Raw genomic sequence first — 25663 nt, forward strand, 5'->3', positions numbered from 1 at the left:
GAGCGTCCATCTCATCACCCATTCTAATTTTGCACTTTATGAAACGAAGTACTAGGCTTTATTTAGTGCAAAAAACAAGCAGGGTGTTACATGGCAATCGCAAGAAAGCGTCAAGTAAGTTTGGTTGATACAAAATATTATCACTGTATTTCACGTTGTGTTCGCCGTGCTTTTTTATGTGGCGAAGACCATTTCACCGGTCAATCTTATGAGCATCGTAGAGGTTGGATTGAAGATAAGCTGCTTGAATTAGCAGAGAATAACAAAGACACCCATTCTAATTTTTGCACTTTGTAAAACGAAGTACTAGTCTTTATTTAGTGCAAAAAACAAGCAGGGTGTTACATGGCAATCGCAAGAAAGCGTCAAGTAAGTTTGGTTGATACAAAATATTATCACTGTATTTCACGTTGTGTTCGCCGTGCTTTTTTATGTGGCGAAGACCATTTCACAGGTCAATCTTATGAGCATCGTAGAGGTTGGGTTGAAGATAAGCTGCTTGAATTAGCTAAGGTATTTTGTATTGATGTATGCGCTTATGCAGTGATGAGTAATCACACTCACTTAGTACTGTATGTTGATGATAAAAAAGCAAACAGGCTGAATGATAAAGCGATTGTTATTCGCTGGCATAAACTCTGTAAAGGCACATTGTTAACGCAGAAATATGTACAAGGTGAAAAGCTAAGTAAAGCTGAACTTATCTTTTTTAATCAAACAGTAAAGGAATACCGAGAGCGCTTATCAAGTATTAGCTGGTTTATGAGGCTATTAAATGAAGACATTGCGCGCAGAGCAAATAAAGAAGATAACTGTACTGGCCGTTTTTGGGAGGGACGATTTAGATCCCAAGCATTATTAGATGAAGCAGCACTTGCCGCCTGTATGGCGTATGTAGATTTAAATCCCATCAGAGCCAAAATGGCAAATACACCAGAGGAATCAGACCATACCAGCATCAAACAACGCTTAACACGGGCAAACGAAGGTAAGCAACCAAAACAACTGCTCCGCTTTGCAGGCATGCCACGTCAAATAATGCCAAAAGGGCTCCCCTTTGAGCTTAAATCGTATCTTGAACTTGTTGAGTTAACAGGGCGTTGTATGCGAGAAGATAAACGCGGGTATATTGAAAGTACACGCTTACCTTTACTCGAAAGAGTAAATATCTCCCCCGAAAACTGGTTAAAACTCACTACACAATTTACACGCGTATTTCACGGTGCAGTAGGGAGGCCCACTTCACAAGTGAGTTACTGTGAAAACTTAAACCGAAAACGGCGAGCGAATATCAGTAACTGCGAAAAGCTACTCGCATAACGTTTAAACAACTCAATAAAAATTAAAACTGTAATGATGCAGCTATTTTCATGCGCGTAATTTAAGTTTAACAGTGATAATGGCTTATTTGGTAATCCCCCCGAAAAATAATAATATAAAAAGAAATGAATTCTTGGTCAAAAAAGTAAATTTAATGACACAATATTATTTGTACAATTAGAGTGGCTGTCCTGTTTAATCCTTACAATTAGAGTGGCTGTCCTGTTTAATCCTTTTATTTTATGAGCAATGATCCGAAGGTATGGACTTCCCAGCTTTCAATGGACAGTTTTTAACTCAGAATAGTACGCTTACTCAAACTTAGCAGGTGAAACACCGCCCGTGTGTGAATGGCGCTTTTTTGGATTGTAAAACATTTCTATAAAATTGAATATCTCAGTTTTCGCATCTTCGCGTGTCGAATATATCTTAAGCTTAATTATTCGTTTTTTAATCGTTGCGAAAAAGCTTTCAGCAACCGCATTATCATGAATATACACACTAAGAGCAGTCTAACCAATCTATTAACGACGATGTTTAGCCAATCTCAATGACCGGTTATCGCTCTTTACCGAATTTGACTAAAGCTCAGAAGACCTTGTAATCTTATTGGGCATTTGTGATAACAAACTCGTGGTAACCTTCTGTTTCAGGAGGATCAACTTTATCAACACGCACAACATTTAATTTAGCAAACAAGCTATTCCAAAATTTCAACGCTAAACTATCGTTTAAGTGAACTGCTACATGCCACTGATTTGTTTCAACAGGCATCAAATTTTGAATAACGAATTTGGCAATGCCTTGTTTGCGATATTTGGGTAGAATAAAAATATCAGCCAACTCAGGTATTTCTTTGCCAGCGATCTCAGTTGGTTCTACGGTAGCAAAACCAGCAATTTGGTTAGAAACGAGTACAAGATAAATAATGCAGTCTTCCTCACCACGAACTACACATTCTAAATATCCTTCATCAATATCATAGCAACCATCTAAACCAACATCTTCTAAGTCAAATATACTCTGATGATATTGGTAAAACTGCCACAGCATTTTTATTGCAGGGATATCGGTTGATTCAGCTTTCCGTATTGTTATTGTAGTGTCCATTTTATACCTATTTCCTTATATGTGGTCCGACATTAGCTTTCATTAAAGAGATGAAGGTTTGCTAGTCGTTATCTTTAAAGAACATCATGTTATTAAACGATAACTACTCAAGAATAACAACAAAATAAATTTTAAGAATGAATTGAAAAAATCGCCAACAAGCTGATAGTCAAACGCATAAAACTTCACTTCATACAGAGGAATTCTGACTGACAGCTCATCGCCCAATACTGACTATGAAAGCGAGAATGGTTACTATTTTATTCAGTACAGTTATTTACAGAGCGCCAAGTAAGATCCTTTTTGCCATTCCGGTAAGTAGCTAGCTAAAGATAATTTTTGGCTTTTTCTTGGTGTTTAATATGAGCTAGAGCTTAGTAAGGTCTTTAACTATTTGAAAGGTTGCATTTAACTGCAATTTTATTTGAACGTGATGAGCTTTAGCTAATACGTTATAGCTTTAGGTTATGCTTTTTCTACCTTCCACGTGCAATGCCTAGTGCTACTACCTTGTAAAAGCCGCTTTACTAGCGAACTACAAGCCTTTTACTTTGAGTATGAGTTCTCCATCGTAATAGCTTTGTAAGCATACTTTAGTATTTTTATACACAAAAAAAGCGAGTAAACGTCAATTTACTCGCTCTATTAATAGTTTAAAAAATGCTAAATTTTAATGCCTAACCATCACTTGTAATTGTATCGATTAACTCACTAAGTACGGCTTCTGCTTGGCTTGTTTCTACTTGGCAAGTACCTGCATTTAAGTGCCCGCCACCATTATATTTTAAGCATAGCTCGCCAACATTGGTGTTTGAGGTACGGTTGGTGATTGATTTACCAATTGCGTACACTACGTTTTGCTTTTTAAGGCCCCACAGTTTATGAATTGAGATGTTGCAGTTGGGGTACATGGCGTAAATAACAAAGCGGTTGGTAGCGTAAATAGTTTCTTCTTGGGTTAAATCAAGTACCACTAAATTTTTATGGACAGTGGCGCATTGAGTAATTTGCTCTTTTGCTTTTTCGTTATGCTCGTTATATAAAGCAACACGTTCGGCTACATCTTCTATTTGCAGTATTTGTTCAATGCTTTGGTTTTTACAGGCGTCAATGAGTTTCATCATTAATTGGTAGTTTGAAATTTTAAACTCACGGAAACGGCCTAACCCTGTGCGTGCATCCATAATGAAGTTCATTAATACCCAATCTGTTGGGTTTAATATTTCGTCTTTTGAAAACTGAGCGGCATCACCTTTGTCTACGGCGTCCATCATTTCAACTGAGATGTTCGGAAATTTTTCAGCGCCACCATAATAGTCATAAACTACACGTGCAGCCGAAGGGGCTTGCGGATCAATAATATGGTTTTTAATGTCGTTTGAGTTACGTACGGTTTCGCTAAGGTGATGATCAAACGCTATATGACAACCTGCAACGTAGGGAAGGTTGGTGGTAATGTCGTTTTCGGTAATGTCTATTTTACCATCTTGCATGTCTTTTGGATGAACAAACAAAATGTCGTCAATTAGGTCTAAGTCTTTTAAAAGGACGGCGCATACTAGGCCATCAAAATCACTGCGTGTAACAAGTCTAAATTTATTATTGGACATAGCTATTCCATCATTTTAATTGAGTTATCAATTGAGTGTAACAGTAAATATATTATTTGAGAGGTCTGCTTTAAAAAATTTATAAAAATAAAAAGGCCAAAGTAAATACTTTGGCCTTTGTTAGCAAGTGTATGTGCAATGAGCAGTTTATGCGCCTGGGCCACATTCCATACATGAGTTTACAATGTCTGGGCCAAATTTAAGTTTGGCGTTTAAGTCGCGAAGGGCGGTACGTAACCCTTCTTCAATTACTGGGTGGTAAAATGGCATATCAAGCATTTGTGGTACGGTCATTTTGTTTTGTACAGCCCAAGCTAATAAGTGAGCGATGTGTTCGGCTTGTGGGCCAATAAATTCTGCACCTAAAAATAAGCCTGTACCTTGCTCTGCATATACACGCATATGACCTTTGTTTTTAAGCATTACTCGGCTACGGCCTTGGTTTTCAAAGCTGACTTCGCCTACTTCAAAACAACCGCATGGGCCTAATCGGTCAGTAATTTGCTTGTAGCTTTCGCCTACCATTGCTATTTGTGGGTCGCTAAATACAGCTGCAATTTTAGCTCTGCGCAGACCTATACGCACATCTGGAAAGCGCCCTGCATTTTGACCCGCAATAGCACCTTGGTCAGATGCTTCGTGTAGCAGTGGTAGCATGTTGCTGGCATCACCGGCTATAAATATGTTCGACTCACCACATTGCATTGTGTGTGTGTCTGCGTGCGGTACGCCGCGTTCATCAAGTTCAATACCGGTGTTTTCAAGGCCTAGTTTATCTACGTTAGGTACTCGGCCTGTGGCTGCAAGTACGTAGTCAAACTGTTCGGTGTGTTTTTCACCTTGTTTGTCGGTGTAAGTTAGCTGTGCTTTGTTGCCAACTTGCATCATGTCAGATACGTTTGAGTCGGTATCTACAAAAAATTCTTGAGCGAACACAGTGTTTGCATAGTCTTTTACTACTGGATCTGTAAGTGGGCCAATTGCGCCGCCTACACCAAATAGTTTTACATTTACGCCTAGTCGGCTAAGTGCTTGGCCAATTTCAAGACCTATTACACCAGGGCCAAATACAGCGACTGATTCTGGTAGGTCATCCCAATCAAATACGTCGTCGTTTATAATAAGTTTGTCGCCAAAGTTATTAAATACGCCAGGGTATGAAGGGCGTGAACCGGTGGCAATTACAAAGCGTTTTGCTGTAATAATTGTATGATCGTCTATTTGTACGCGGTTTGTGTCTAAAAATTTAGCGTAACCACGAATTTTATCTCCATCTGGTAATTCATCTACGGCTTCTACTACGAATCCTGCAAAACGATCTCGTTCACTTTTAACGCGTGCCATAACTGCTTTGCCGTCAATGACAGGCTTTGAGCTATGAACACCAAATGCAGGTGCCATTTCAATTGCGTGTGCGGCTTCGGCGGCTGCAATCAATAATTTACTAGGCATACAACCAACACGTGCGCATGTTGTGCCGTATGGGCCTGATTCAATCATTAATACATTTTGTGTGAACTGTTTAGCATTACGATAAGCACTTAAACCAGCTGTACCTGCGCCTATAACAACAACATCGGTTTGCAATTCTTTCATAGTAGGTATCCTTTATTAAACAGGGACAATAGGCCCCTGTTAATTTTTACTTAATTAAGCAAAGTATTTTTCTAAATCGTCTGAGCCGCCAATGTGTTTACCACCAATAAATATTTGTGGAACAGTATCACGACCAGATACAGCTTTAAGGCTTGTTAGTGATGCACCTGCACCCATAACAATCTCTTCATAGGCGAAACCTTTTTCTGCAAGTAGCTCTTTCGCTTTTTTACAGAAAGGGCAGCCAGGTTTAGTAAAGATACTTACTGGTTCTGGTTTAGCTTGCTTAGGGTTGATGTAGTCAAGCATTGTGTCTGCGTCAGATACTTCAAACGGGTCGCCTGGTAAATCTGGTTCGATGAACATTTTGTCAATTACACCATCTTTAACCAGCATAGAGTATCTCCAGCTGCGCTTACCAAAGCCTAGGTCATTTTTGTCTACTAACATGCCCATGCCGTCAGTAAATTCGCCGTTGCCATCTGGTAATAAAGTAATGTTTTGCGCTTCTTGATGTTCAGCCCATGCGTTCATTACAAAGGTGTCGTTTACTGATAAACATACAATTTCGTCAACGCCGTTTTGCTTAAGTACGCCTGCTAATTCGTTGTAACGCGGTAAGTGAGTTGATGAACATGTTGGTGTAAATGCACCTGGTAGTGAAAACACTACAACCGTTTTACCTTTAAAAATGTCATCTGTTGTTACTGATTTCCATTCGTTATTTTCACGAGTTGCAAATGTAACACTTGGGATTGTTTGACCTTCGATATTGTTTAACATAGTTTTTGTTCCTCTTGATTTGTTGATAGCCATTATGGTGAATAATTAAATATAGTTCCAATCGTTTGTTTGTATTAAACTGATAGCTATAAACTATCAGGTGGAGCTGAATATGAACTTAAAAGATTTCGAATATGTAAAAGCAATCGCGCACTATAAACATTTTCGTAAAGCTGCTGATGCCTGTTTTGTTAGCCAGCCTACATTAAGTGGGCAAGTAAAAAAACTTGAACAAGAGCTGGGTGTTGTTTTATTTGATCGTTCCACCAAGCAAGTTACTCTTACGAGTAAAGGCGCTCGTTTATTGGCGCAAATAGAGCTGATTTTAGAGCAAACACAAATACTGAAAGAATTAGCCGCGACATCAAATGAACCGCTGCAAGGCAAATTAACCATTGGTATAATTCCTACCATTGCGCCTTACTTGTTGCCTGCGTTATTAACATCAATGAAAGCGGCATTTATTGATAGTCAGTTTTCGTTTATTGAGATGCAAACAGCAACAATTTTAGAAGCTTTAAATAATGGCGAACTCGACTTTGCTATTTTAGCCGATGTGCCAGAACTTATTAATTATCATACGGTTGCTCTATACAAAGAAGATTTTTTAGTGGCGGTATCACAAGATAACGCGCTTTCTAAGCATAAAAAAGTGGCGTTAAGCGACCTTCAAGGATGCAGCCTACTCATGTTAAGTGATGGCCATTGCTTTAAAGATCAAGCCCAAAAGTTTTGTTTTTCTGCGGGAGTCGATGTATCCAACCAGTATAAAGGTAATAGTTTAGAAACATTATTAGCGTTAGTGGCCATGGATGACGGTATTACATTTGTACCAAAGCTGGCATGTACCGACCGTGTAGGGATTGATTACTTGCCTATATTCCCTAATCAGCAGCGTAATGTGGTGTTTGCATGCAGAAAGCATTATCCGCATTTATCTGGTGTAGAACAATTGGGCGAGTGGTTGTCTGCTCACCCTAATTTAAAAGCTAAATTAACTAAAAAGGTTAATTAAAAATCTTGGCTGATTATTTCTACTACATCGTTTATTTGCACGCCTGGTAGCGGTTTGTCATCAATACTTACCGCAATGGCACTTTGTTGATAAAGCTGTTCAACGCGAATGGTGTTAAGTGTGGTTACTTTATGCGGCATGATATTACCCGCTGCATCCGTTAAGTAATTATGATGTGCAATGCTGAGCAGTTGGCCTTTTTGTAAACCGTGTGCTTTACCTAAATTTAAGACTATTTTGCTGTTTTCAATGTGCATTATTTTACCTTGCGTTGGTAAACACGCCATTGCAGCTTGTATGTCGTAACTTAAAGAGTGATTTATTTCACTTATACTTTGCCCAAAAGGTGATTGCCAAAATCTATCACTGTTTACATCAATTATGGCTGTTTTTTCGAATGGCCAAATTGCTTGGCTTTGATAGCTATTTTGCCAAAGTTGCTCGTACGTTGTGCCATCAAACAATGTTAATTCTATTTGGTAGCTACGCTGGTAGCTTTCATCTTGCCAAAACGCATATTCACTATTGAGTTTATTACTGGTCGATAGGTTTGTTATTTGGCTTAATAAAACATATTGAGCGTTGCTGCGAGTTGCAATTTCTTCTAACTGGGCAGTGGAGTAATCATGTTGTTGAGTAAAATATTTATCAACTTTGATAGCGTTTTTGTAATAGGCAACAGGTATTGCACTCATTTTTGATTTTTGCAGCGCCGAAAAAATATTTTTGCTAACCGCTTTATCTATGTCAAAAATTTGACCCATTTTTGCTTGCTCGCGATGATTAAGCTGGCTTTGGGTTACAGCTAAAAATTTATTAAAGCTGTTTTGCGGGCATTGTTCTGTTTGAGCGAAAATGTCTAAGCGCAGTGTGATTGCAAATTTATCGTCGTATTTATTTTCGCTTATAAGCTCAATTTTTTGAATTTCACCGTGACTGCTAATTTTAAGTTGATCTTGCATTAACACGCCATCTACCAAGGTTTGCACTGAGCTTACTCTTGCGCCTGAAAATACTAAAGCTTGGGTTATTGCGTCTTTTACAGCAGCAGATTTGGCTGCGCTCATATCCCCATTTTGAACAAGTGCGTGCCCAGTCGATTCATACCACTGCGCTTTTGTAAAAGGTGAAAACGTTAATAAAGCAGTTGCGCTTAATCCTACAAATACTGATGATAGAAACGATTTCATACACTTACTCCAATTAAACTTTAGCTAGTAGTGTGTTTAGAGCAAGGACTATACCAACGTTGTTTTTAATACTATAAATGGCATTAAACGTGCATATAGTTGCTTAATTAGTTTATTAGGACGATGTACAATGCGAGCAATATCATTATCTATCACACTGGGGTGCTTAGCACTAAGTGGTTGCAGTAGCGTGTTTGATAAACATGTTGAATATAAATATGTAGCGCCAAATAATTACCCTATTATAAAAGCGATTGGCTATGCGCCTATCAGCTTGCAAAAGGGCGCTAACCGTTCGCAAAAGCAACTAATGGCTATTAAAGCGTCAAAGCTGGAGGCTTATCGAGAATTAACAGAACAAGTTTACGGGCAAAAAATTACCGCCGGAACTAGTGTTGCAGGCTCAATAGCGCAAGATGACTATTTACAAAGTAAAGTGCAGGGGATTATAAAAGGGGCGCAAGTAATTAAAACGTATGCTGTAGATGATACTTATGTAACTGAACTTGAATTAAATATGAAACGTGTTCACGATTTATATATAGGTGAAGTTAAGCCTCGAGAAGTAAAGAAGGTAACGTATTACTAAATTTATTTAATTAGGGATGGTGACTTTTTATTATACCCAATCAATTTAGGCTTTTAGGTTACGTACAAGTTGGCTGTTGGTGTTTACTTCGCTACCGGCTTGATCGTATGTCATTGAAGAAGGAGCACCAATTAAAATCTCTTTCAATTGTTTAACGCTCAATTGAGCTTGATGCGCCGCATGTGCATTTACATCATTTTGTTTTTTACATTTTTCAAGTTTACTACGCACAATGGAAATTAAATCAGGAACTTCATCTGACAGTTCGTCGTTATTAGCAATGAGTTTGTTTAATTCTTTATCAAGAGAATTTAACTTAGTTAAAAAAGGCATTTTTTGTTGAGCAATTTCTTTCAAACCTTCGCCACGTCGAGACGCAATCGCGGTCAGCTCATCATTTAATAAGGTGGCTAATGAATCTAAGCATTTTCCTTGCTCGTTCAGCTTGACGATAATTAAACTGTTATGATCAGCCATATACGTCAAACTCGAAACTAGCTAAGTTTTTAGCTAACTTTTCATTGTCAATTTGGTACTTACCTTCAGTAATTGCTTTTTTTAGTTCTGAAACTTTATCACTGTCGAAACCAGATGATTGCTGCGCTTTTTCTTGCAACGTTTTTAATTCTTTCGCTTGCGGCGTTAGACTTACTGAGTCACTGGCGGCCTTAGGTGAAGCAGACTGAAGTGATTGCGTATTTACATTATCTCTTTGTAAATCAACTTTTTGTTGCTTAGTATTAGCTAAAGCAGCAGTTTGTTGATTACCTGAATTAACTTGACTGACCATAATAATAAACCTGTATATTACCCAACTTATGCCAACATATCGGCACCTACGAAGAATACTTTAGCATAATTTTGAATTAAATGTTTACCTGCACCGACTCTACACCATCCACTCGTGCATTTAAAACTTTACCCGTTTTTTTGTTTTTAACACGTATTTGTTCTCCAATTGTTCCGTCCTCTAAAGCAACTCCCGTTGTCTTTATTTTCAACCCTCTAAGGTTAGCTAAAATGTTTACAGAATCACCTTTGCACACCATACATATTTGGTTAAGTAATATAGGCATCCCGCTTCTTATGTTGCGTTTGCTCCTACTTCCAATAAGTATTTCTGGGTTATCTAAATACTGCATTCTAACAAAATGTGTTGGTTTCATTTCAATACTTAAGTGAGAACTTGTTATTACTTCACCTCGCACTAAATTTGCGTTAGCGATCACAACAGGTGCCATTTCAACTATTCTTACATGCACGTACTGAGACCAATTTTGAGTATCGTTACATTTTATTTGTAATGTAACTTGTCGATTAAATGGCGGCTCACTTGGGATTAGTAACTCGAGCGCATTTTGACAGGTTCGATCAGGAATACGACTATCAAGTGGTAAAGCACTTAATTGTATTTTAGTATTTTCTGTAGAACCAATCTGATCGGCGACATAACTTATTGCGATCTCTTGTAATAAATCTTTATTAAAGACTTTTGCGTGCAGGGGTAAAGCGAAGCTGAGGCTAGCAACAAAATAAAAAACACTGTATCTTCTGACTTTTTTTAACAAACTCATAATGTTTCGACTATGCTTATGGTTTCAAACAGGGTATAAATATTTTGCGTCAAAAAGAAGACGCTCCCGTGATGTTATGTAAGCTTTATAAATAGAAAGCAATTATCATTCCGTATTATTTGTTTTCTTTAGGAGATTTGAATGGCAGGCATTTTAGACTCAGTAAACCAGCGCACCCAGTTGGTTGGGCAGAACCGCCTAGAATTACTATTATTTAAGCTCAGGGGTCGGCAGCGTTTTGGTATAAACGTATTTAAGGTGAGGGAAGTATTACAATGCCCTCCACTAACAAGTATGCCAAAGTCAAACGCCTATATTCGTGGTGTTGCACATATTCGCGGCCAGACTATTTCGGTGATAGATCTTTCTATGGCCGTGGGTGGGCGACCAATAGAAAACATAACAGACAGTTTTATTATCATTGCTGAATATAACCGCTCAGTGCAAGGTTTTTTAGTGGGTGGGGTAGAGCGTATTGTTAATATGAATTGGGAAAAAATAATGCCGCCTCCATCAGGTGCTGGCCGATATTCATATTTAACCGCTGTAACCGAAATCGAAAATGAACTGGTCGAAATATTAGACGTAGAAAAGATTCTTAACGAAATTTGCCCTGTAAACACAGAAGTAAGTGCTGATGTAGCAGCTAGCGGCGATATTCAAAAAGACTTGGGTGAGCGAATTGTGTTTATTGCTGATGATTCAGCTGTTGCGCGTAACCAAGTTAAACGTGCGCTAGAGCCACTTGGTGTTCAAACTGAGTTAGCTAAAAATGGTAAAGAAGCCTTAATAAGGTTAAAAGAAATAGCTGAATTAGATTGTAAAGACAATATTACCGAACGTGTCGCTTTACTTATATCTGATGTTGAAATGCCTGAAATGGATGGCTATACGTTAACGGCAGAAATTAAAGCAGATCCTAAACTCGCCCCTTTACATGTTATTTTACATACTTCATTGAGTGGTGTTTTTAATCAGGCGATGATTGAAAAAGTAGGGGCTGATGACTTTATTGCAAAATTTAACCCAGATGAACTAGCAACTGCTGTGAAAAAATGGGTTCATTGTGATTAATAAAAATAGGTGTTACTAATTTGAATAATAAAGATTTGCAGCAAAGTGAATACGATCAGTTTCGTTCGTTTTTGGAGCAGCAATGCGGGATCGTTTTAGGTGAAAATAAACAATATTTGGTGAAAAGCCGACTTGCGCCGTTAATGACTCGATTTAATGTAGAATCTTTATCAGAGCTGGTTAGCAAAACGCTGGGTCCTCATGAGCGACAGCTTCGAGCTGCGGTTGTAGACGCAATGACTACGAATGAAACGTTGTGGTTTAGAGATCAATACCCGTTTGAATTGCTTCAAAATAAGCTTTTCCCGGAATTTAAGGAGCTAAGAAGACCACTAAAAATTTGGTCGGCAGCGAGTTCTTCTGGTCAAGAACCATACTCTATTTCAATGTCTGTTGCTGAGTTTCAAGCAAAGCAACCTAATGTGTTACGGATGGGGGCGCAAATTATTGGCACTGATATCTCTAATACGATGCTTGATATGTGTAAAAATGGTGAATACGATGCATTGGCTTTAGCAAGAGGTCTTTCTGCTGAGCGCCGTAAAAAGTTTTTTAAAGATAGCGGCAATGGTATGGCTCAAGTAAATGATTCGATAAAAAAGCAAGTTAGCTTTAGACATTTAAATCTACTTGATTCTTACGCACTTATGGGTAAATTCGATATTATATTTTGTCGAAATGTACTTATATATTTTGCCCCAGAAGTAAAAGCTAAAATTATTAGTCAATTTGCTCAAGCGCTGAATCCTAAAGGTTACTTATTTTTGGGTGCATCAGAGTCAATGACAGGCTTAAGCAGTGAATTTGACATGGTACGATGCAACCCTGGCATTATTTATCAAAAAAAGCTGTAATAGTAACTCCTTCCCTATATAAATGACGCGCCTAGCGTCATTTTTCTTTTTAATACATACCCTTATATAAATAATCACCACTCTAGTATTAATGGCGTATTTTTTGCTTTATTCAAGGTAAGTCAATTTTTTGGAGATGGTTATGGCTATCAGTTTTGATAAGGCATTAGGTGTGCATCCGCAGGCTATGTTGATCCGTTCACAACGAGCAGAAGTAATTGCAACTAATATTGCGAATGCTGATACGCCGGGCTACAAAGCAAAAGATATTGATTTTGCCTCTGCATTAAAAGCGGCAAGATCAAACCAGCAAAGCGGCAATACAATGGTACGAACTAACGATAAACACATCGGTGGTGGTACTCGTAGTATGGATGATTCAGAATTATTTCGCTTACCAAATCAAGCAGATACGGGCGATGGTAACTCGGTTGATATACAAGTGGAACGAAACTTGTATGCACAGAATGCTATGGAGTATCAGGCCAGCTTGCAATTTTTAAGCAGCAGATTTAAAGGTCTGAATAAAGCACTCGGTAGTCAAGGATAAAAATTATGAGTTTATATAATGTATTTGATATTGCAGGTTCAGGTATGAGCGCACAAAATGTACGCTTAAATACCACCGCAAGTAATATTTCTAATGCGAATACGATTAGTTCTTCTCAAGACAAAACATACCGAGCGCGACAACCTGTATTTGCTGCTGAACTTACCAAAGCTTCAGCATCGGCAAGTAATCAACAGGGCTCCGCCGTTGGCGTTAAAGTTTTAGGCATTGTTGAAAGCAGTGCTCCATTACAGATTGAGTATAATCCAAATCACCCGAGTGCGGATGAAAATGGCTATATTTATAAACCCAACGTTAATGTTGTTGAGGAGATGGCTAATATGATTTCTGCCTCTCGCTCTTATGAAACAAACGTGCAAGTTGCAGATGCAGCTAAGCAAATGTTAAGTAAAACACTGCTGCTAGGTCAGCGGTAACCGAGGGTAGGTTATGAATAACGATATAAGTACATCTTCATCCTATTTAGACTCAATCCGTTGGCAAGAGCAGCAAGTAGCTAGCAGCGAAGATGAGAGTGACGCGTTAACACAAGAAGATTTTTTCTCGTTGTTGACGCAGCAATTGTCGTATCAAGATCCCAGTAACCCTGCGGACAATGATCAAATGATTGCGCAAATGACTAGTTTTACTATGGCGCAAGGCATTACAGATTTAAATACTAACTTTGAATCTTTAGCCTCTTCGATGACGTCTAATTCTGCATTACAAGCCTCAACGCTTGTTGGTAAGCAGGCTTTACTAGAGTCAAATACCCTTGATTTAAATGAAACGGGTGATGCTAGAGGCTCAGCAGTAGCAGAAGAAGCTATGGATAACCTTAAAATCAAAGTAACTGACGAATCAGGTCAATTAGTAAGAACGATTGATATGGGTTCTCAGGCAGCTGGAGCAATTCGCTTTGCTTGGGATGGTAACAACGAAGCCGGCGAACGTTTACCTGAAGGTGAATACACAATAACAGCTGAAGGAAGTACTAACGGTGAATTTTCAAGTTTACCCGTTGCTACTTTTAAGAACATTGAAAGTGTAAATATTAACGGCTCAAGTGGCATTATTATTAACACTAAAGAAGGTGCGGTTAGGCTGACGGATGTCGCAGAAATCGCATAATTAATTTTAGTATTTTTTGCCTGCCAGCAGGCTTCAGATTGATAGGTTAGAGGTGAATTATGAGCTTCAATATTGCATTAACAGGCCTTGCTGCCGCGCAAAAAGATTTAGATGTAACAGCAAATAATATTGCGAACGTCAATACTACCGGTTTTAAAGAGTCACGCGCAGAGTTTGCCGATGTTTATGCATCGTCAGTATTTAGCGCAGGTAGGACTAAAAATGGTGATGGTGTGCAAACGACGATGGTTGCACAGCAGTTTCACCAAGGATCACTGCAGTTTACTAATAACTCTTTAGATTTAGCTATTACAGGTGAAGGTTATTTTGCGATGACCGATGATATTTCATCGCAAGATTTAACCTATACTCGTGCCGGTGCATTTAAATTAAACCAAGATAATTTTATGGTTGACGCTAAGGGTAATTTCTTACAAGCATTCCCTGTAGATTCATCAACCGGTGATACAACATCAGTGAGTTTGAGTACGACAAACCCAGTTCAAATACCAGATTCATCAGGTTCGCCACGTGCTACAGAAAATGTATTCTTATCGTTCAATTTAGATGCTACAGCTGATGCACCGGGTATAGATTTTGATCCTACATCCAATGGTACTTATAACTCATCTACATCAACGACAGTTTATGACTCGTTAGGTGAGCCGCATATATTGCAATACTTTTTCGTAAAAGAACCTGACGCAGCTTCAGGTGGTGCAGATAATAGCTGGGAAGTGTATGCGACACTTGATGGAAAGGTAGTTGATGGAACTTCGGGCGCAGAACAAACCACGACCCCTTATGCACCGATCACAACTCTTGGTTTTGATTCAAGTGGTTTACCTGCAACGACAGGCGGAGTAGCAAATACAAACCTAACCACTTTTGATGAGATAAACCTACCTGCTGGTGCTGGTACTGGTTTATCTACAATGCTTGATAATGGTGCTACATTCCCAGGCACAGGTATTGAGCTTAATTGGCGTGATGAAAACAATACGGCAGGACGTATACCAACACAGTATTCAAGTGGTTTTGAAGTTAAAGCACTTGATCAAGATGGTTCGACTGTTGGTCGTTTAGCTGGAATTGATATTGGCACCGACGGTAAACTAGTTGCTTCATACAGTAACGGTGATTCAACATACCTTGGCCAGATAGCTATGGTTCGCTTTCCTAATTCGCAAGGTTTATCACAAATAGGCGACACAAGTTGGAAGCAAAGTATTGACTCAGGTGAGCCTGTTGCAGGTGAGGCAGGGTCAGGTACATTTGGTAGTATTAACTCATCAGCACTTGAGCAATCAAATACTAATTTAACTAATGAGCTTGTCGATTTAATCACAGCTCAACGTAATTACCAAGCTAACTCGCGAGCGCTTGAAGTTAACTCAACAATCCAGCAAAGTATTTTGCAGATTCGATAATTTAAATTTAATTAAATATTTTAGGCTGCATTTTGCAGCCTTTTTTATTTTAGCCTCTAAACCAAAACCAATGGTTACAGTAAGTGGCTATCATTTCTATTGTTTGTTTCATCACTCTAATGTTACGTAAACTCTAATCTGGCATCTATTTTGCATTTGTTAAGTTAGAGATTTTTAATGTGAGTCGATGTTATGGACAAAATGGTCTACATTGCGGCCTCAGGTGCTAAACAGAGCCTGCAGGGCCTTGCCCTTAAAGCCAATAATTTGGCGAATGCCAATACGACAGGCTTTAAATCAGACTTTGCTCAAGCACGTTCTATGCAAGCGTTTGGTGAAGGGCTGCCAACACGTGTATTTTCGATGCAAGAACGTCCGGGTTCAAACATGACATCGGGTGGCATAGTTGAAACAGGCAGAGATTTAGATATCGCAATGAGCGATAACGCATGGCTGAGTGTGCAAGATGCGTCGGGTAATGAAGCTTACACTAAAGTAGGCACGCTCAATATCACAGCAGAAGGCATGCTGGTAACAAGTCATGGACGTCAAGTTATTGGCGAAGGTGGTCCAATTATACTGCCTGTACCAATTGAAAAGGTTGAATTTAGTCAAGATGGTGCTATTCAGGTTCGTCCGCAAGGCGCCCCAGCAAATTTTTTAGAAGAAGTTGATCGCTTAAGAGTCGTTGAGGCTGATAATTCACAACTTGAAAAAGGTAATGATGGCTTATTTAGACCAAAACCAAATCAAGTTGTTGATACTTCCGCTAATGTAAAAGTATTGAGTGGAACCTTAGAAATGTCGAATGTAAACCCCGTTCATGAAATGGTCGATATGATAAGTCATCAACGCCAATTTGAATTACAAGTCAAACTGATGAAAACAGCTGAAGAAATTGACGAACGTCAAGATCAGCTGTTGCGCATAGTTTAACTTTAAAATGAGGACACTAATATGAATCCTGCATTGTGGATCAGTAAAACAGGGCTTGATGCTCAACAAACCGATATTTCGGTTATTTCAAATAATTTAGCGAATGCCAGTACGGTTGGTTACAAAAAAAGCCGCGCTATATTTGAAGATTTACTTTATCAAAATATTAATCAGCCAGGTGGTCGTTCATCGCAAGACACCGAAATGCCATCAGGCCTAATGTTAGGTGCGGGTGCAAAAGTTGTAGCCAACCAAAAAGAGTTTACGCAAGGTAACATGTTAACCACCGAAAACTCACTAGATTGGATGATTTCCGGCGAAGGTTTTTTTGAAGTGCTGCAGCCAGATGGCAATATTGCCTATTCGCGCAATGGCCAGTTTACCACCGATGGTGATGGACGAATTGTTACATCGGGTGCTGGTTATGTTATTCAGCCAGAAATGAATGTCCCCGAAGATGCTCAATCGATTACTGTTTCGCAAGACGGAGAAGTATCTGTTCGTGTTGCAGGTCAAGCCGATAACGTAGTTATTGGTCAGATCACCATTAGTGACTTCATTAATCCATCGGGTCTTGAGCCGATTGGTCAAAATCTTTATACCGAAACTGCTGTAAGTGGTGCTCCGGTGCAGGGTAACCCTGGTGTTGAGGGGCTTGGTAGTATTATTCAAGGCTCACTTGAAACATCAAACGTAAATGTCACAGAAGAGCTGGTAAATCTTATCGAAACTCAACGTATTTATGAAATGAATTCAAAAGTAATTTCAGCCGTCGACGAAATGATGAGTTATATCAATCAGCAACTATAAGGTTTAGGGGCAGAATATGCGTAATATTATGTTATTTGCGGCAGGCACTCTATTTTTAAGTGGGTGTGTATCAACACAAAATAGTGAAATAGTGCAAGACGATCCTTACTATGCGCCAATGTACCCAGAACCGAATATAGAACCTGTTGTAGCTACTGGCTCCTTATTTAACACGAATGTGTCGAACGATTTATACGCGGACAGAAAAGCTCTGCGTACCGGCGATATCATTACGGTTAAATTGCAAGAATCTACCCAAGCTACAAAAGCGGCAAAAACAGAAACAGATAAGCAATCTGACACGAGCCTTGACCCTGTAATTGGTTTGGGGGGACTTCCTGTTAATATCGGTGGCGACAGTATTCAATTTGGAATTGGCAGTGATTCATCGTTTTCTGGTGACTCTAAATCAAATCAATCAAATAGTTTATTTGGCAATATATCGGTTAATGTGATGCGTGTTTTACCAAACGGTAACTTAGTTATTCGAGGTGAAAAATGGTTAACTCTTAATACAGGCGAAGAGTTTATTCGCTTAGAAGGGTTGGTGCGCCCGCAAGATGTTGGCTCAGATAATACGGTTGAATCAAACCGAATAGCTAATGCACGGATTCAATATTCAGGTAAAGGGCAAACCCAAGAAGCACAAAGTGCTGGTTGGTTAACGCGCTTTTTTAGTAGCTCGCTCTTTCCTTTTTAGAGGACATTCAATATGAATGTATTTAAGTTTTTTTGTTTAATTGTTTTGCTGGGATGTCAATTTTCGGCACATGCAGAGCGTATTAAAGATATCTCTATGGTTGAAGGTGTGCGTTCTAACCAATTAGTGGGTTACGGGTTAGTTGTTGGCTTACCTGGGACTGGCGAGCAAAGTAAGTTTACCCAACAGAGTTTCAAGGGCATGTTAAGTAATTTTGGTATTACACTGCCGGCTAATTTAAGCCCTAAAATTAAAAATGTGGCTGCTGTTGCTGTGCATGCAGAGTTACCTGCGTTCAGAAAACCAGGACAAACAATTGATATTACCGTGTCGTCTATTGGCAGCGCCGGTAGTTTGCGCGGTGGTACTTTAATTCAAACATTTTTAAAAGGTGTTGATGGGAATGTATACGCTATAGCACAAGGTAGCCTTATTGTTGGCGGCTTAGGTGCTGAGGGGTTGGATGGCAGCAAGGTTGTTATAAATACACCCACTGTCGGTCGAATTCCCAATGGTGCTACTGTTGAACGTGCCGTTAAAAGTCCATTTATGCAAAGCGACTATATTACTTTTAATTTAAATCGCCCAGATTTTACAACAGCGAAACGTTTAGAAAGTACGATAAACGACTTAGTTGGTCCCAATAGCGCACAAGCTATTGATGCTGCATCTATTCGTGTTATTGCCCCAAGAGATGCATCACAACGTGTATCGTATTTATCAACACTTGAAAACTTAGAGTTTACCCCTGCGGATAACGCAGCAAAAATTATTGTTAACTCTCGTACGGGGACGATTGTAATTGGGAAAAATGTAAAACTACAGCCAGCCGCGATTACTCATGGTGGTTTAACTGTGACGATTACCGAGCAACAAAATGTATCTCAGCCTAATGCATTAAGTGAAGGTGAAACCGCCGTTACGAATCAAAGTATCATTGATGTGAATCAGGATGATTCACGTGCATTTGTATTTAATCCTGGTGTTAGCTTGGACGATTTAGTCAGAGCAATCAATGAAGTTGGTGCTGCACCAGGTGATTTGATGGCTATTCTTGAAGCGCTAAAAGAGGCTGGTGCAATAAACGGTCAACTAGTTGTTATTTAGTATTTAAACACGCCCTAGTAACATTTTTACTAGGGCAAAATCATTCCCTCGCAATATATCTAATTTAAAGTTAGTCAACTGGCTCAATTTTTGCATTTTAATTGCATTACTCATTATTGTGTCAAAAAGCTGATGGAAACAAATCATCTCGATAAGCAAAACTTTTTTGATTTAGGCAACTTAGATTCACTTCGTAAAGAAGCCTTAACCAGTGGTGATTCATCGACTGATGCATCAAAGGCTGCGCTAAAAAAAGCCGCTGCACAATTTGAAGCAATTTTCACTCAAATGTTACTTAAAAGTATGCGCAAGGCAAACGAAGCATTTGAGGACAAAGAAAGCCCATTTAATTCCAGTGGGGTTAAGTTCTTTGAAGAAATGCACGATCAACAATTATCGACAGAACTATCATCAAATGGTTCTTTAGGCCTTGCAGACTTAATCGTTCAACAGTTATCCCCTGATGGTAAAAATTTTATGCCCGGATCTGTTTTGAGAACAACAGCGGACTTTTTAAGTGATAAGCGAGTGGGCTCAGAGCTTCCTCATGAAAATAATAATAAATCAGTAGAGCCTGTAAGTACGAACATGAACATGGATATTACAGAATCAAAAATAGAGACTCCGGTATTTGAATCGGCTGAAGAGTTTGTTAGCTCTGTGTGGGAACACGCTAAAACGGCAGCAAAGAAAATTGGTTTAAACCCGGCTGTAATGGTTGCGCAAGCAGCGCTTGAGACTGGTTGGGGTAAACATATCATTAATAAAAGTGATGGTAACAGTTCAAATAACTTATTTAATATTAAATCAGATAAAAGCTGGGAAGGTGAAAAAGCCAGTAAAGTCACACTCGAATTTGAGCAAGGTACAGCGGTCAAAAAGAAAGCAAACTTTAGGGCGTACGACTCAATAAAAGAAAGTGTAAATGACTTTGTTGATTTTTTGACACAAAACCCACGCTACCAAGAAGCATTACAAAATACAGCAAAGCCAAGCGACTTTTTAGATTCGTTACAAAAAGCGGGTTATGCAACCGATCCAAATTACGCTAGCAAAATAAAACAAGTACTCAATAGTGCAGAATTAAAAGATATTACAGCAAACGCGATTCGCCAAGGAGTAAAGTAACATGTCGTATGATTTATTGAGTATTGCCAGTTCAGGAGTCAGAGCTAGTTCTGAGTTACTGCAAACGACAAGTAAAAACATTGCCAATGTAAATACAGAAGGCTATGTACGCGAGCGCACAGAATTTACTACCATGGTAGATAATCAGGTAGGTAGGGGTGAAACCTACCGTTTGCTAAACCAATTTGCTCAAGAACAGCTAAACAGAGATACATCTAATAAATCATTTTTTGATCAGTTTGTAACAGAGGCAAATAGGGTTGATACCTTATTTTCAGAGGAAGCAAATAGCTTATCTACAGGCATAAATTCGTTATTTAATAACGTGCAAGAGGCACTCAATCAACCATCATCAACGGTAGCTCGTTCTTTAGTTATTACTGATGCACAAAGCTTAATTGATCAAATGGATAGACTCTCAGGTATTGTCTTTGATCAGCAAAGTATAGTGAATGAACAATTAGAAATATTTTCAGAGGAAGCCAATACGCTAATCCAAAGTATTAGCGCTTTAAATAAAGATATAGCTGCTGTAAATGGAACGAATAATGCTGCTGATGCAAGTTCAACTTTTAACGAACGTGACAAAGCAATACGTGATTTATCCGAACTTATAGATATAGAAACACTTGATGGACCAAATGGTGAAAAGCTTGTGTTTATGGGTACAGGAGAAGCCGTTGTTATGCAAAATGGTTCGTTTAATTTGTTTTCTATGAGAGGCGACCCCGATCCTAGTTTTAAAGAGCTAACGTTAGATGTTAACGGTGGCAAAGCTGTGCCACTTGAAATTGATACGAGCAAATTAAAAGGTAAAATTGGCGGTTTACTTGCTTTTAGAGACGATATTTTAGTGCCGGCGCAAAATCAAATCGGTCAAATGGGACTGGCTATTGCAGATGCATTTAACGAACAAAATAAATTAGGCATGAATGCAAATGGTGAGTTGGGGGGGGATATTTTTACCATACCAACAGAAAATGCATTTGCTTATCAAGATAATACTGGTGGTGTTACAAACATGACCGCAACGGTTGAGCCAGGCAAAGGTAGTGAATTACCTGCCAGTAACTTCATTATTACCTATACCGCTAATCCGAACGAAGTAAGTATTCAGGCAATTGATAATAAAGGGGAGCCTATTGGCAACCCATCACTTGCAGATACAACCAGTGGAGTGATTGATTCATCATCAATTACCAGTGGCGAGTCCTTTGGACTGCAAATAACAGTTGCTGGTACAGGTGCTACTGGTGATCAATTTCAAGTTAAGCTAAATTCTCAAGCCGCTTCTAGCATATCGCTTGCAACCGGACGTGGTGATGACCTTGCGTTAGCGTCGCCAATTAGAACTGCGAACGATATAAATAATATAGGCACAGGCACGATATCAGCAGGTACAGTTAGTAGTGTTACCTCAGGTGGTTTTACATCAACTACACCACCTGCCTTAGCGAATGGCGATATCACAATTGTTAAAGCAGCGGGTACTAATGATTACCTTATTAGTGATGGTAATGGCGCTAATGTAGCTGTGACGATAGCGCCGCCGGGTGAAAATGTTTTAGCTGGCCTTGGTGCTCCTTATGACTCATACGGTTTTGACTTTGATATAGAGGGTACACCGGCAACAGGCGATACATTTACGCTGGAGTTTAACGAAGGTGGATTTGACGATAACCGTAATGGTTTAAAGTTGGCTGATTTGCAAAATGGTGAGTTGGTACGTCAAAATGTTGTCACAACAACGACGGCAGATAACCATAAAACATTTAATCAAGCCTATGCTGGTATGGTTAGCGATATTGGTGTGGTAACTGGACAAGCTATTACGAGTGGAGCTGCATTCGATGCTCTCGCACAGCAGTCTGAAGCTTGGTATGAATCATTATCGGGAGTAAATCTCGATGAAGAAGCCGCAAATTTATTGCGTTTTCAACAGTCTTATGCCGCTTCAGCACAGGTTTTAGCTGCTGCGCGTTCAATTTTCGACACTTTACTTAGTGCTGCGAGGTAATCATGCGTTTATCAAATAATTTAATGTATCAAAGCAGTATTAATAAAATACTGGATGGGCAACAAGGTGTCGCAAATGCGCAAGAACGCGTTAATACAGGGCAAAAATATTTAACAACGTCTGAAGCGCCTGCAGATATTTCACAGGCAATGTTATATTCAAATAAAATACAAACCAATGAGCAATATACAAAAAATATTAATCAGCTTAGTGGTCGTCTCGAAACAGAAGAAAGCGTTTTAAAAAGTATTAATACCAGTATTCAAGAAGCGCAATCTCTAGCATTACAAGCGGGTAATGGCGCTTATACTAAAGACGATTTGAAGTCGATTGCATCCGAGCTAAGTGGTATTCAGCAAACGCTTGCTAATTTAATGAATACCCGCTCCGAAGATGGGAAATTTATATTTTCAGGTTATCAAGATAGCACCCAACCTTATCAGTTTGACTCAACGCTAGGTGAATACACTTATAATGGCGATCAAGGTGTCCATCAAATAACGATAGCTGAAGGTGTATCAATTAAATCGAGTGATAACGGTTTTGATACATTTGAAAAAACAGCAGCACGCTTAGATGTAGACTCAAACACGGCTTCAATTCCTACTACAGTCCCTGCTAATAACATCACCGCAGGTACAGTATATGTTGATGGTCAAACTGAATTTGATCGATTTCATCAATCTAATTACAATGCAGATCCAGCAGCGCCAGCAACAGCAAATACTTATAATGTTGTGATTACAGCTGGGGCAACGCCAACTGATCCTGATCAATACGAAATTCAACGTGATGGCGTGTCTCTTTCTCCTCAAGTGATAGGTGATATTACCGATGAACCAATAGATTTTGCAGGAATGAAAATTGAATTTGAAGGTACAGCACCTGGTCAGCTTGATTTTAGCCTTGAAAAACCGGAGAAAGAAAACGTACTTAATACGTTGCAAGCACTTATTACAGGTTTGAATGATGGCACACTTGAAGGAGACGACTTTCAACAAGTATTAGCCGATGGTGTTGTTCAGCTACAAAATGCCAGTGAACAAGTGGTTTTCACGCAGGCAAGTTTAGGCGGAAGAATGGTTGCGCTTGAACTCGTAACCGACACTAACTTAGCGCTTGATATTCAAAATAAAAGTAATAGATCTAGTTTAATTGAGGTGGATCAGGCTGCTGCTATTAGCGAGCTCACTAAGCAAGAAACCGCACTGCAAGTATCTCAAGCAACCTTTGGGCGTTTATCTAACCTTTCATTGTTCGACTACCTTTAACCAGAAATATTTTGCCGCTTTACTTATTTTAAAGCGGCAAAAAATTGTCGCTTCAAGTTACTTTTTAAATTCAACTTTAAATTTCAATTATAAACCAGTAAAAACAGTGACTTAAACTTGTTTTAAAGTTGGCACAGTAAATGCTTTTATAATAATAAGAAATTATCGAATAGTGGTTCCTGTTAAAACGTGTTGAACCACACTCTGCTTAAACCTAGGAGATGGTAAAATGGCATTAACAGTAAATACTAATGTGTCGTCATTAAACGCACAACGTAACTTAAATAAATCAGGCGAAGGCTTAGCAACTTCAATGCAACGTTTATCATCAGGTATGCGTATTAATAGCGCAAAAGATGATGCTGCCGGTCTGCAAATTTCAAACCGACTTACGTCGCAAATAAATGGTTTGTCAGTAGCCCAGCGAAATGCCAACGATGGTATTTCAATGGCACAAACCGCTGAAGGTGCGATGAGTGAGTCAACAAGTATTTTACAGCGTATGCGTGAACTTGCATTGCAATCAGCTAATGGTTCAAACTCGCCAGAAGATCGTGAGGCACTGCAAAAAGAAGTATCAGCACTTCAAGTTGAATTGACACGTATTGCAGATACAACCTCGTTTGGTGGTCAACAATTACTAGATGGTGCTTACGGTAGTAAAACCTTCCAAGTAGGTGCTAACGCTAATGAAACGATTAATGTATCGCTTTCAAGTGTTGCAGCTGAGAAAATTGGCGCAAATCAAACGAATTTGCAATCAGCGACTACTGTTGATGGTTTTGGTCAAGTAAATGAAACGGGTACCGGTACGCTTGCCGCTAGTGTAATTGCATATGGTAACTTGGCAATTTCTGGTCGAGAAGATTCTACGGTCACTATTCCAAATGGTGCAAGTGCAGAAGAAGCTGCTGATTTAATAAATCAAGTAACGGGTGCTACAGGTGTTTCGGCACAAGCAAGATCTGAAGCTCAGCTTGATATTACCGGCACGCAAACAGCTGCAGGCGAACCTGTAAGCTTTGAGCTAAATGGCGAAAAAGTCTCGTTTGTTGCAACAGGTACTGCAACCGGTGATGAGCAGGCAATGGCAGAAGCTATTAATAGCAGAACTGATGAGCATGGTGTTACAGCAACCATTGATAATGGTGTTTTATCTGTTTCAAATAATAATGGCGCAGATATTGAAATCGTTGGATTTGCCGGAGACGCAGGCTCAACCTTAGATATAACTCCTCAAGGCTATAACGAAGGTTCTGCCGGTGATGTTGTGGTACTGACTACTGGTGCGACAGACTCTGCTAGAATAGCCGGTGCTATCCAATTAAATTCATCAGATATATTTACTACAACAGGTAGTACTTCTGTGGATGAGGTTGCGACTAAAGTGACTAGTTCTTTAGAAAATGCAGCTGATATTGATATTACAAGTCAAAAAGGTTCACAAGATGCTTTATCGGTAATTGATAACGCGATTGCCAATATTGACTCACAACGTGCCAGCTTGGGTGCAGTACAAAACCGCTTTAGCCATACAATTAGTAACTTGGCAAATATTTCTGAGAATGTATCTGCATCACGTAGTCGAATTCAAGATACTGACTTTGCAACAGAAACAGCGCAAATGACTAAAAATCAGATATTACAACAGGCGGGTACATCAATCTTGTCGCAAGCTAACCAAGTGCCTCAAGCCGCAATTAGTTTATTAGGTGGTTAATTAAACTAACAATAGTTTTTGTTATATTAAAAGCGCATTTATTGCGCTTTTATGCTTTATAGTATTTGGGTTTCATATTAATTAATATTTAAATCAGGTGGTTAGCCTTTTTTTTGGTCGTTTTTTAAATAAAAGCTAAAGGTATTTT

25 protein-coding genes and 2 pseudogenes are annotated in these 25663 nt (G+C 39.1%); 18 read left to right on the forward strand and 9 right to left on the reverse strand.

Going from position 1 to position 25663, the window contains the following annotated elements; genetic code table 11:
* Nucleotides 1–90 precede the first annotated feature (90 nt).
* A pseudogene (locus DC53_RS01255) lies at nucleotides 91–258 on the forward strand (Mobile element protein); the annotation flags it as partial.
* 87 nt (nucleotides 259–345) lie between these two features.
* The gene (locus DC53_RS01250) at nucleotides 346–1320 is read left to right on the forward strand and encodes a transposase (protein WP_007377502.1); all 975 of its coding nucleotides are present in this window, start codon (nucleotides 346–348) and stop codon (nucleotides 1318–1320) included.
* Between the two features lie 311 nt (nucleotides 1321–1631).
* Here DC53_RS01250 and DC53_RS22730 read toward each other — a convergent pair.
* From DC53_RS22730 to DC53_RS01230, 5 genes and pseudogenes are all read right to left on the reverse strand, one after another.
* Nucleotides 1632–1811 (reverse strand): annotated as a pseudogene (locus tag DC53_RS22730) (IS3 family transposase); the annotation flags it as partial.
* Between the two features lie 115 nt (nucleotides 1812–1926).
* Nucleotides 1927–2430, reverse strand: coding sequence for a GNAT family N-acetyltransferase (locus DC53_RS01245; RefSeq protein WP_033032074.1), 504 nt, complete (start codon nucleotides 2428–2430; stop codon nucleotides 1927–1929).
* Between the two features lie 677 nt (nucleotides 2431–3107).
* On the reverse strand, nucleotides 3108–4040 hold the full coding sequence (locus DC53_RS01240) for a DHH family phosphoesterase (protein WP_033032076.1): 933 nt from the start codon (nucleotides 4038–4040) through the stop codon (nucleotides 3108–3110).
* A 147-nt stretch (nucleotides 4041–4187) separates the two neighbouring features.
* Nucleotides 4188–5636, reverse strand: coding sequence for a dihydrolipoyl dehydrogenase (locus tag DC53_RS01235; RefSeq protein ID WP_033032078.1), 1449 nt, complete (start codon nucleotides 5634–5636; stop codon nucleotides 4188–4190).
* Nucleotides 5637–5690: 54 nt separating this feature from the next.
* Nucleotides 5691–6419 carry a glutathione peroxidase gene (locus DC53_RS01230; protein ID WP_007378719.1) on the reverse strand — a complete coding sequence of 243 codons (729 nt, stop codon included), beginning with the start codon at nucleotides 6417–6419 and terminating at the stop codon, nucleotides 5691–5693.
* 112 nt (nucleotides 6420–6531) lie between these two features.
* On the opposite strand from DC53_RS01230, the gene DC53_RS01225 reads away from it, so the two are divergent.
* Nucleotides 6532–7434: a LysR substrate-binding domain-containing protein gene (locus DC53_RS01225; RefSeq protein WP_033032080.1), complete on the forward strand. Its 903-nt coding sequence runs from the start codon at nucleotides 6532–6534 to the stop codon at nucleotides 7432–7434.
* Here DC53_RS01225 and DC53_RS01220 read toward each other — a convergent pair.
* Nucleotides 7431–8624: a flagellar assembly protein FlgT gene (locus DC53_RS01220; RefSeq protein WP_033032082.1), complete on the reverse strand. Its 1194-nt coding sequence runs from the start codon at nucleotides 8622–8624 to the stop codon at nucleotides 7431–7433. The genes DC53_RS01225 and DC53_RS01220 overlap by 4 nt on opposite strands.
* Nucleotides 8625–8754: 130 nt before the next feature.
* Between DC53_RS01220 and DC53_RS01215 the strand changes: the two genes are divergently transcribed.
* Nucleotides 8755–9213, forward strand: a complete 459-nt coding sequence (locus tag DC53_RS01215) for an LPP20 family lipoprotein (RefSeq protein WP_033032085.1) — start codon at nucleotides 8755–8757, stop codon at nucleotides 9211–9213.
* A gap of 45 nt (nucleotides 9214–9258) precedes the next feature.
* Here the strand turns inward: DC53_RS01215 and flgN are convergent, their stop codons facing one another.
* The 3 genes from flgN to flgA form a co-directional block, all read right to left on the reverse strand.
* On the reverse strand, nucleotides 9259–9690 hold the full coding sequence (gene flgN / locus DC53_RS01210; protein WP_033032087.1) for a flagellar protein FlgN: 432 nt from the start codon (nucleotides 9688–9690) through the stop codon (nucleotides 9259–9261).
* On the reverse strand, nucleotides 9683–10003 hold the full coding sequence (gene flgM, locus DC53_RS01205; RefSeq protein WP_007378714.1) for a flagellar biosynthesis anti-sigma factor FlgM: 321 nt from the start codon (nucleotides 10001–10003) through the stop codon (nucleotides 9683–9685). Before flgM ends, flgN begins: the two co-directional genes overlap by 8 nt.
* 76 nt (nucleotides 10004–10079) lie before the next feature.
* On the reverse strand, nucleotides 10080–10787 hold the full coding sequence (gene flgA, locus DC53_RS01200) for a flagellar basal body P-ring formation chaperone FlgA (protein WP_007378713.1): 708 nt from the start codon (nucleotides 10785–10787) through the stop codon (nucleotides 10080–10082).
* Between the two features lie 141 nt (nucleotides 10788–10928).
* Between flgA and DC53_RS01195 the strand changes: the two genes are divergently transcribed.
* From DC53_RS01195 to DC53_RS01130, 14 genes are all read left to right on the forward strand, one after another.
* The gene (locus DC53_RS01195) at nucleotides 10929–11861 is read left to right on the forward strand and encodes a chemotaxis protein (protein WP_007378712.1); all 933 of its coding nucleotides are present in this window, start codon (nucleotides 10929–10931) and stop codon (nucleotides 11859–11861) included.
* A gap of 20 nt (nucleotides 11862–11881) precedes the next feature.
* On the forward strand, nucleotides 11882–12715 hold the full coding sequence (locus DC53_RS01190; RefSeq protein WP_007378711.1) for a CheR family methyltransferase: 834 nt from the start codon (nucleotides 11882–11884) through the stop codon (nucleotides 12713–12715).
* 142 nt (nucleotides 12716–12857) lie between these two features.
* A complete protein-coding gene (gene flgB, locus DC53_RS01185) occupies nucleotides 12858–13265 on the forward strand; it encodes a flagellar basal body rod protein FlgB (protein ID WP_033032089.1) in 408 nt (135 codons plus the stop codon).
* A gap of 5 nt (nucleotides 13266–13270) precedes the next feature.
* Nucleotides 13271–13702 (forward strand): flagellar basal body rod protein FlgC, encoded by a 432-nt coding sequence (gene flgC, locus DC53_RS01180; RefSeq protein WP_007378709.1) that lies wholly within the window; start codon nucleotides 13271–13273, stop codon nucleotides 13700–13702.
* Nucleotides 13703–13715: 13 nt separating this feature from the next.
* Nucleotides 13716–14396: a flagellar hook assembly protein FlgD gene (locus DC53_RS01175; RefSeq protein WP_007378708.1), complete on the forward strand. Its 681-nt coding sequence runs from the start codon at nucleotides 13716–13718 to the stop codon at nucleotides 14394–14396.
* Between the two features lie 59 nt (nucleotides 14397–14455).
* A complete protein-coding gene (gene flgE, locus DC53_RS01170) occupies nucleotides 14456–15826 on the forward strand; it encodes a flagellar hook protein FlgE (RefSeq protein ID WP_033032091.1) in 1371 nt (456 codons plus the stop codon).
* Nucleotides 15827–16018: 192 nt separating this feature from the next.
* Nucleotides 16019–16762 (forward strand): flagellar basal body rod protein FlgF, encoded by a 744-nt coding sequence (locus DC53_RS01165; RefSeq protein ID WP_007378706.1) that lies wholly within the window; start codon nucleotides 16019–16021, stop codon nucleotides 16760–16762.
* Nucleotides 16763–16783: 21 nt separating this feature from the next.
* Nucleotides 16784–17572, forward strand: a complete 789-nt coding sequence (gene flgG / locus DC53_RS01160; RefSeq protein WP_007378705.1) for a flagellar basal-body rod protein FlgG — start codon at nucleotides 16784–16786, stop codon at nucleotides 17570–17572.
* A gap of 16 nt (nucleotides 17573–17588) precedes the next feature.
* Entirely contained in the window at nucleotides 17589–18272 is a 684-nt protein-coding gene (gene flgH / locus DC53_RS01155) for a flagellar basal body L-ring protein FlgH (protein ID WP_007378704.1), read from the forward strand.
* A gap of 12 nt (nucleotides 18273–18284) precedes the next feature.
* Complete coding sequence (locus DC53_RS01150) at nucleotides 18285–19379, forward strand: flagellar basal body P-ring protein FlgI (RefSeq protein ID WP_007378703.1); 1095 nt, start codon at nucleotides 18285–18287, stop codon at nucleotides 19377–19379.
* 132 nt (nucleotides 19380–19511) lie between these two features.
* A complete protein-coding gene (flgJ, locus tag DC53_RS01145; RefSeq protein WP_033032094.1) occupies nucleotides 19512–20507 on the forward strand; it encodes a flagellar assembly peptidoglycan hydrolase FlgJ in 996 nt (331 codons plus the stop codon).
* Between the two features lies 1 nt (nucleotide 20508).
* Nucleotides 20509–22524, forward strand: a complete 2016-nt coding sequence (gene flgK / locus DC53_RS01140; RefSeq protein WP_007378700.1) for a flagellar hook-associated protein FlgK — start codon at nucleotides 20509–20511, stop codon at nucleotides 22522–22524.
* Nucleotides 22525–22526: 2 nt separating this feature from the next.
* Nucleotides 22527–23795 (forward strand): flagellar hook-associated protein FlgL, encoded by a 1269-nt coding sequence (flgL, locus tag DC53_RS01135; RefSeq protein WP_007378699.1) that lies wholly within the window; start codon nucleotides 22527–22529, stop codon nucleotides 23793–23795.
* 229 nt (nucleotides 23796–24024) lie between these two features.
* A complete protein-coding gene (locus DC53_RS01130) occupies nucleotides 24025–25515 on the forward strand; it encodes a flagellin (protein WP_007378698.1) in 1491 nt (496 codons plus the stop codon).
* Nucleotides 25516–25663: the final 148 nt, after the last annotated feature.

Source organism: Pseudoalteromonas fuliginea (assembly GCF_000690055.1).
GTDB classification, from domain to species: domain Bacteria; phylum Pseudomonadota; class Gammaproteobacteria; order Enterobacterales; family Alteromonadaceae; genus Pseudoalteromonas; species Pseudoalteromonas fuliginea.

Excerpts from the sequence above, each read along its gene's own strand:
- DC53_RS01250 (WP_007377502.1), top strand. The coding sequence starts at position 346 with ATGGCAATCGCAAGAAAGCGTCAAGTAAGTTTGGTTGATACAAAATAT.
- DC53_RS01245 (WP_033032074.1), bottom strand. The coding sequence starts at position 2,430 with ATGGACACTACAATAACAATACGGAAAGCTGAATCAACCGATATCCCT.
- DC53_RS01240 (WP_033032076.1), bottom strand. The coding sequence starts at position 4,040 with ATGTCCAATAATAAATTTAGACTTGTTACACGCAGTGATTTTGATGGC.
- DC53_RS01235 (WP_033032078.1), bottom strand. The coding sequence starts at position 5,636 with ATGAAAGAATTGCAAACCGATGTTGTTGTTATAGGCGCAGGTACAGCT.
- DC53_RS01230 (WP_007378719.1), bottom strand. The coding sequence starts at position 6,419 with ATGTTAAACAATATCGAAGGTCAAACAATCCCAAGTGTTACATTTGCA.
- DC53_RS01225 (WP_033032080.1), top strand. The coding sequence starts at position 6,532 with ATGAACTTAAAAGATTTCGAATATGTAAAAGCAATCGCGCACTATAAA.
- DC53_RS01220 (WP_033032082.1), bottom strand. The coding sequence starts at position 8,624 with ATGAAATCGTTTCTATCATCAGTATTTGTAGGATTAAGCGCAACTGCT.
- DC53_RS01215 (WP_033032085.1), top strand. The coding sequence starts at position 8,755 with ATGCGAGCAATATCATTATCTATCACACTGGGGTGCTTAGCACTAAGT.
- flgN (WP_033032087.1), bottom strand. The coding sequence starts at position 9,690 with ATGGCTGATCATAACAGTTTAATTATCGTCAAGCTGAACGAGCAAGGA.
- flgM (WP_007378714.1), bottom strand. The coding sequence starts at position 10,003 with ATGGTCAGTCAAGTTAATTCAGGTAATCAACAAACTGCTGCTTTAGCT.
- flgA (WP_007378713.1), bottom strand. The coding sequence starts at position 10,787 with ATGAGTTTGTTAAAAAAAGTCAGAAGATACAGTGTTTTTTATTTTGTT.
- DC53_RS01195 (WP_007378712.1), top strand. The coding sequence starts at position 10,929 with ATGGCAGGCATTTTAGACTCAGTAAACCAGCGCACCCAGTTGGTTGGG.
- flgB (WP_033032089.1), top strand. The coding sequence starts at position 12,858 with ATGGCTATCAGTTTTGATAAGGCATTAGGTGTGCATCCGCAGGCTATG.
- flgC (WP_007378709.1), top strand. The coding sequence starts at position 13,271 with ATGAGTTTATATAATGTATTTGATATTGCAGGTTCAGGTATGAGCGCA.
- DC53_RS01175 (WP_007378708.1), top strand. The coding sequence starts at position 13,716 with ATGAATAACGATATAAGTACATCTTCATCCTATTTAGACTCAATCCGT.
- flgE (WP_033032091.1), top strand. The coding sequence starts at position 14,456 with ATGAGCTTCAATATTGCATTAACAGGCCTTGCTGCCGCGCAAAAAGAT.
- DC53_RS01165 (WP_007378706.1), top strand. The coding sequence starts at position 16,019 with ATGGACAAAATGGTCTACATTGCGGCCTCAGGTGCTAAACAGAGCCTG.
- flgG (WP_007378705.1), top strand. The coding sequence starts at position 16,784 with ATGAATCCTGCATTGTGGATCAGTAAAACAGGGCTTGATGCTCAACAA.
- flgH (WP_007378704.1), top strand. The coding sequence starts at position 17,589 with ATGCGTAATATTATGTTATTTGCGGCAGGCACTCTATTTTTAAGTGGG.
- DC53_RS01150 (WP_007378703.1), top strand. The coding sequence starts at position 18,285 with ATGAATGTATTTAAGTTTTTTTGTTTAATTGTTTTGCTGGGATGTCAA.
- flgJ (WP_033032094.1), top strand. The coding sequence starts at position 19,512 with ATGGAAACAAATCATCTCGATAAGCAAAACTTTTTTGATTTAGGCAAC.
- flgK (WP_007378700.1), top strand. The coding sequence starts at position 20,509 with ATGTCGTATGATTTATTGAGTATTGCCAGTTCAGGAGTCAGAGCTAGT.
- flgL (WP_007378699.1), top strand. The coding sequence starts at position 22,527 with ATGCGTTTATCAAATAATTTAATGTATCAAAGCAGTATTAATAAAATA.
- DC53_RS01130 (WP_007378698.1), top strand. The coding sequence starts at position 24,025 with ATGGCATTAACAGTAAATACTAATGTGTCGTCATTAAACGCACAACGT.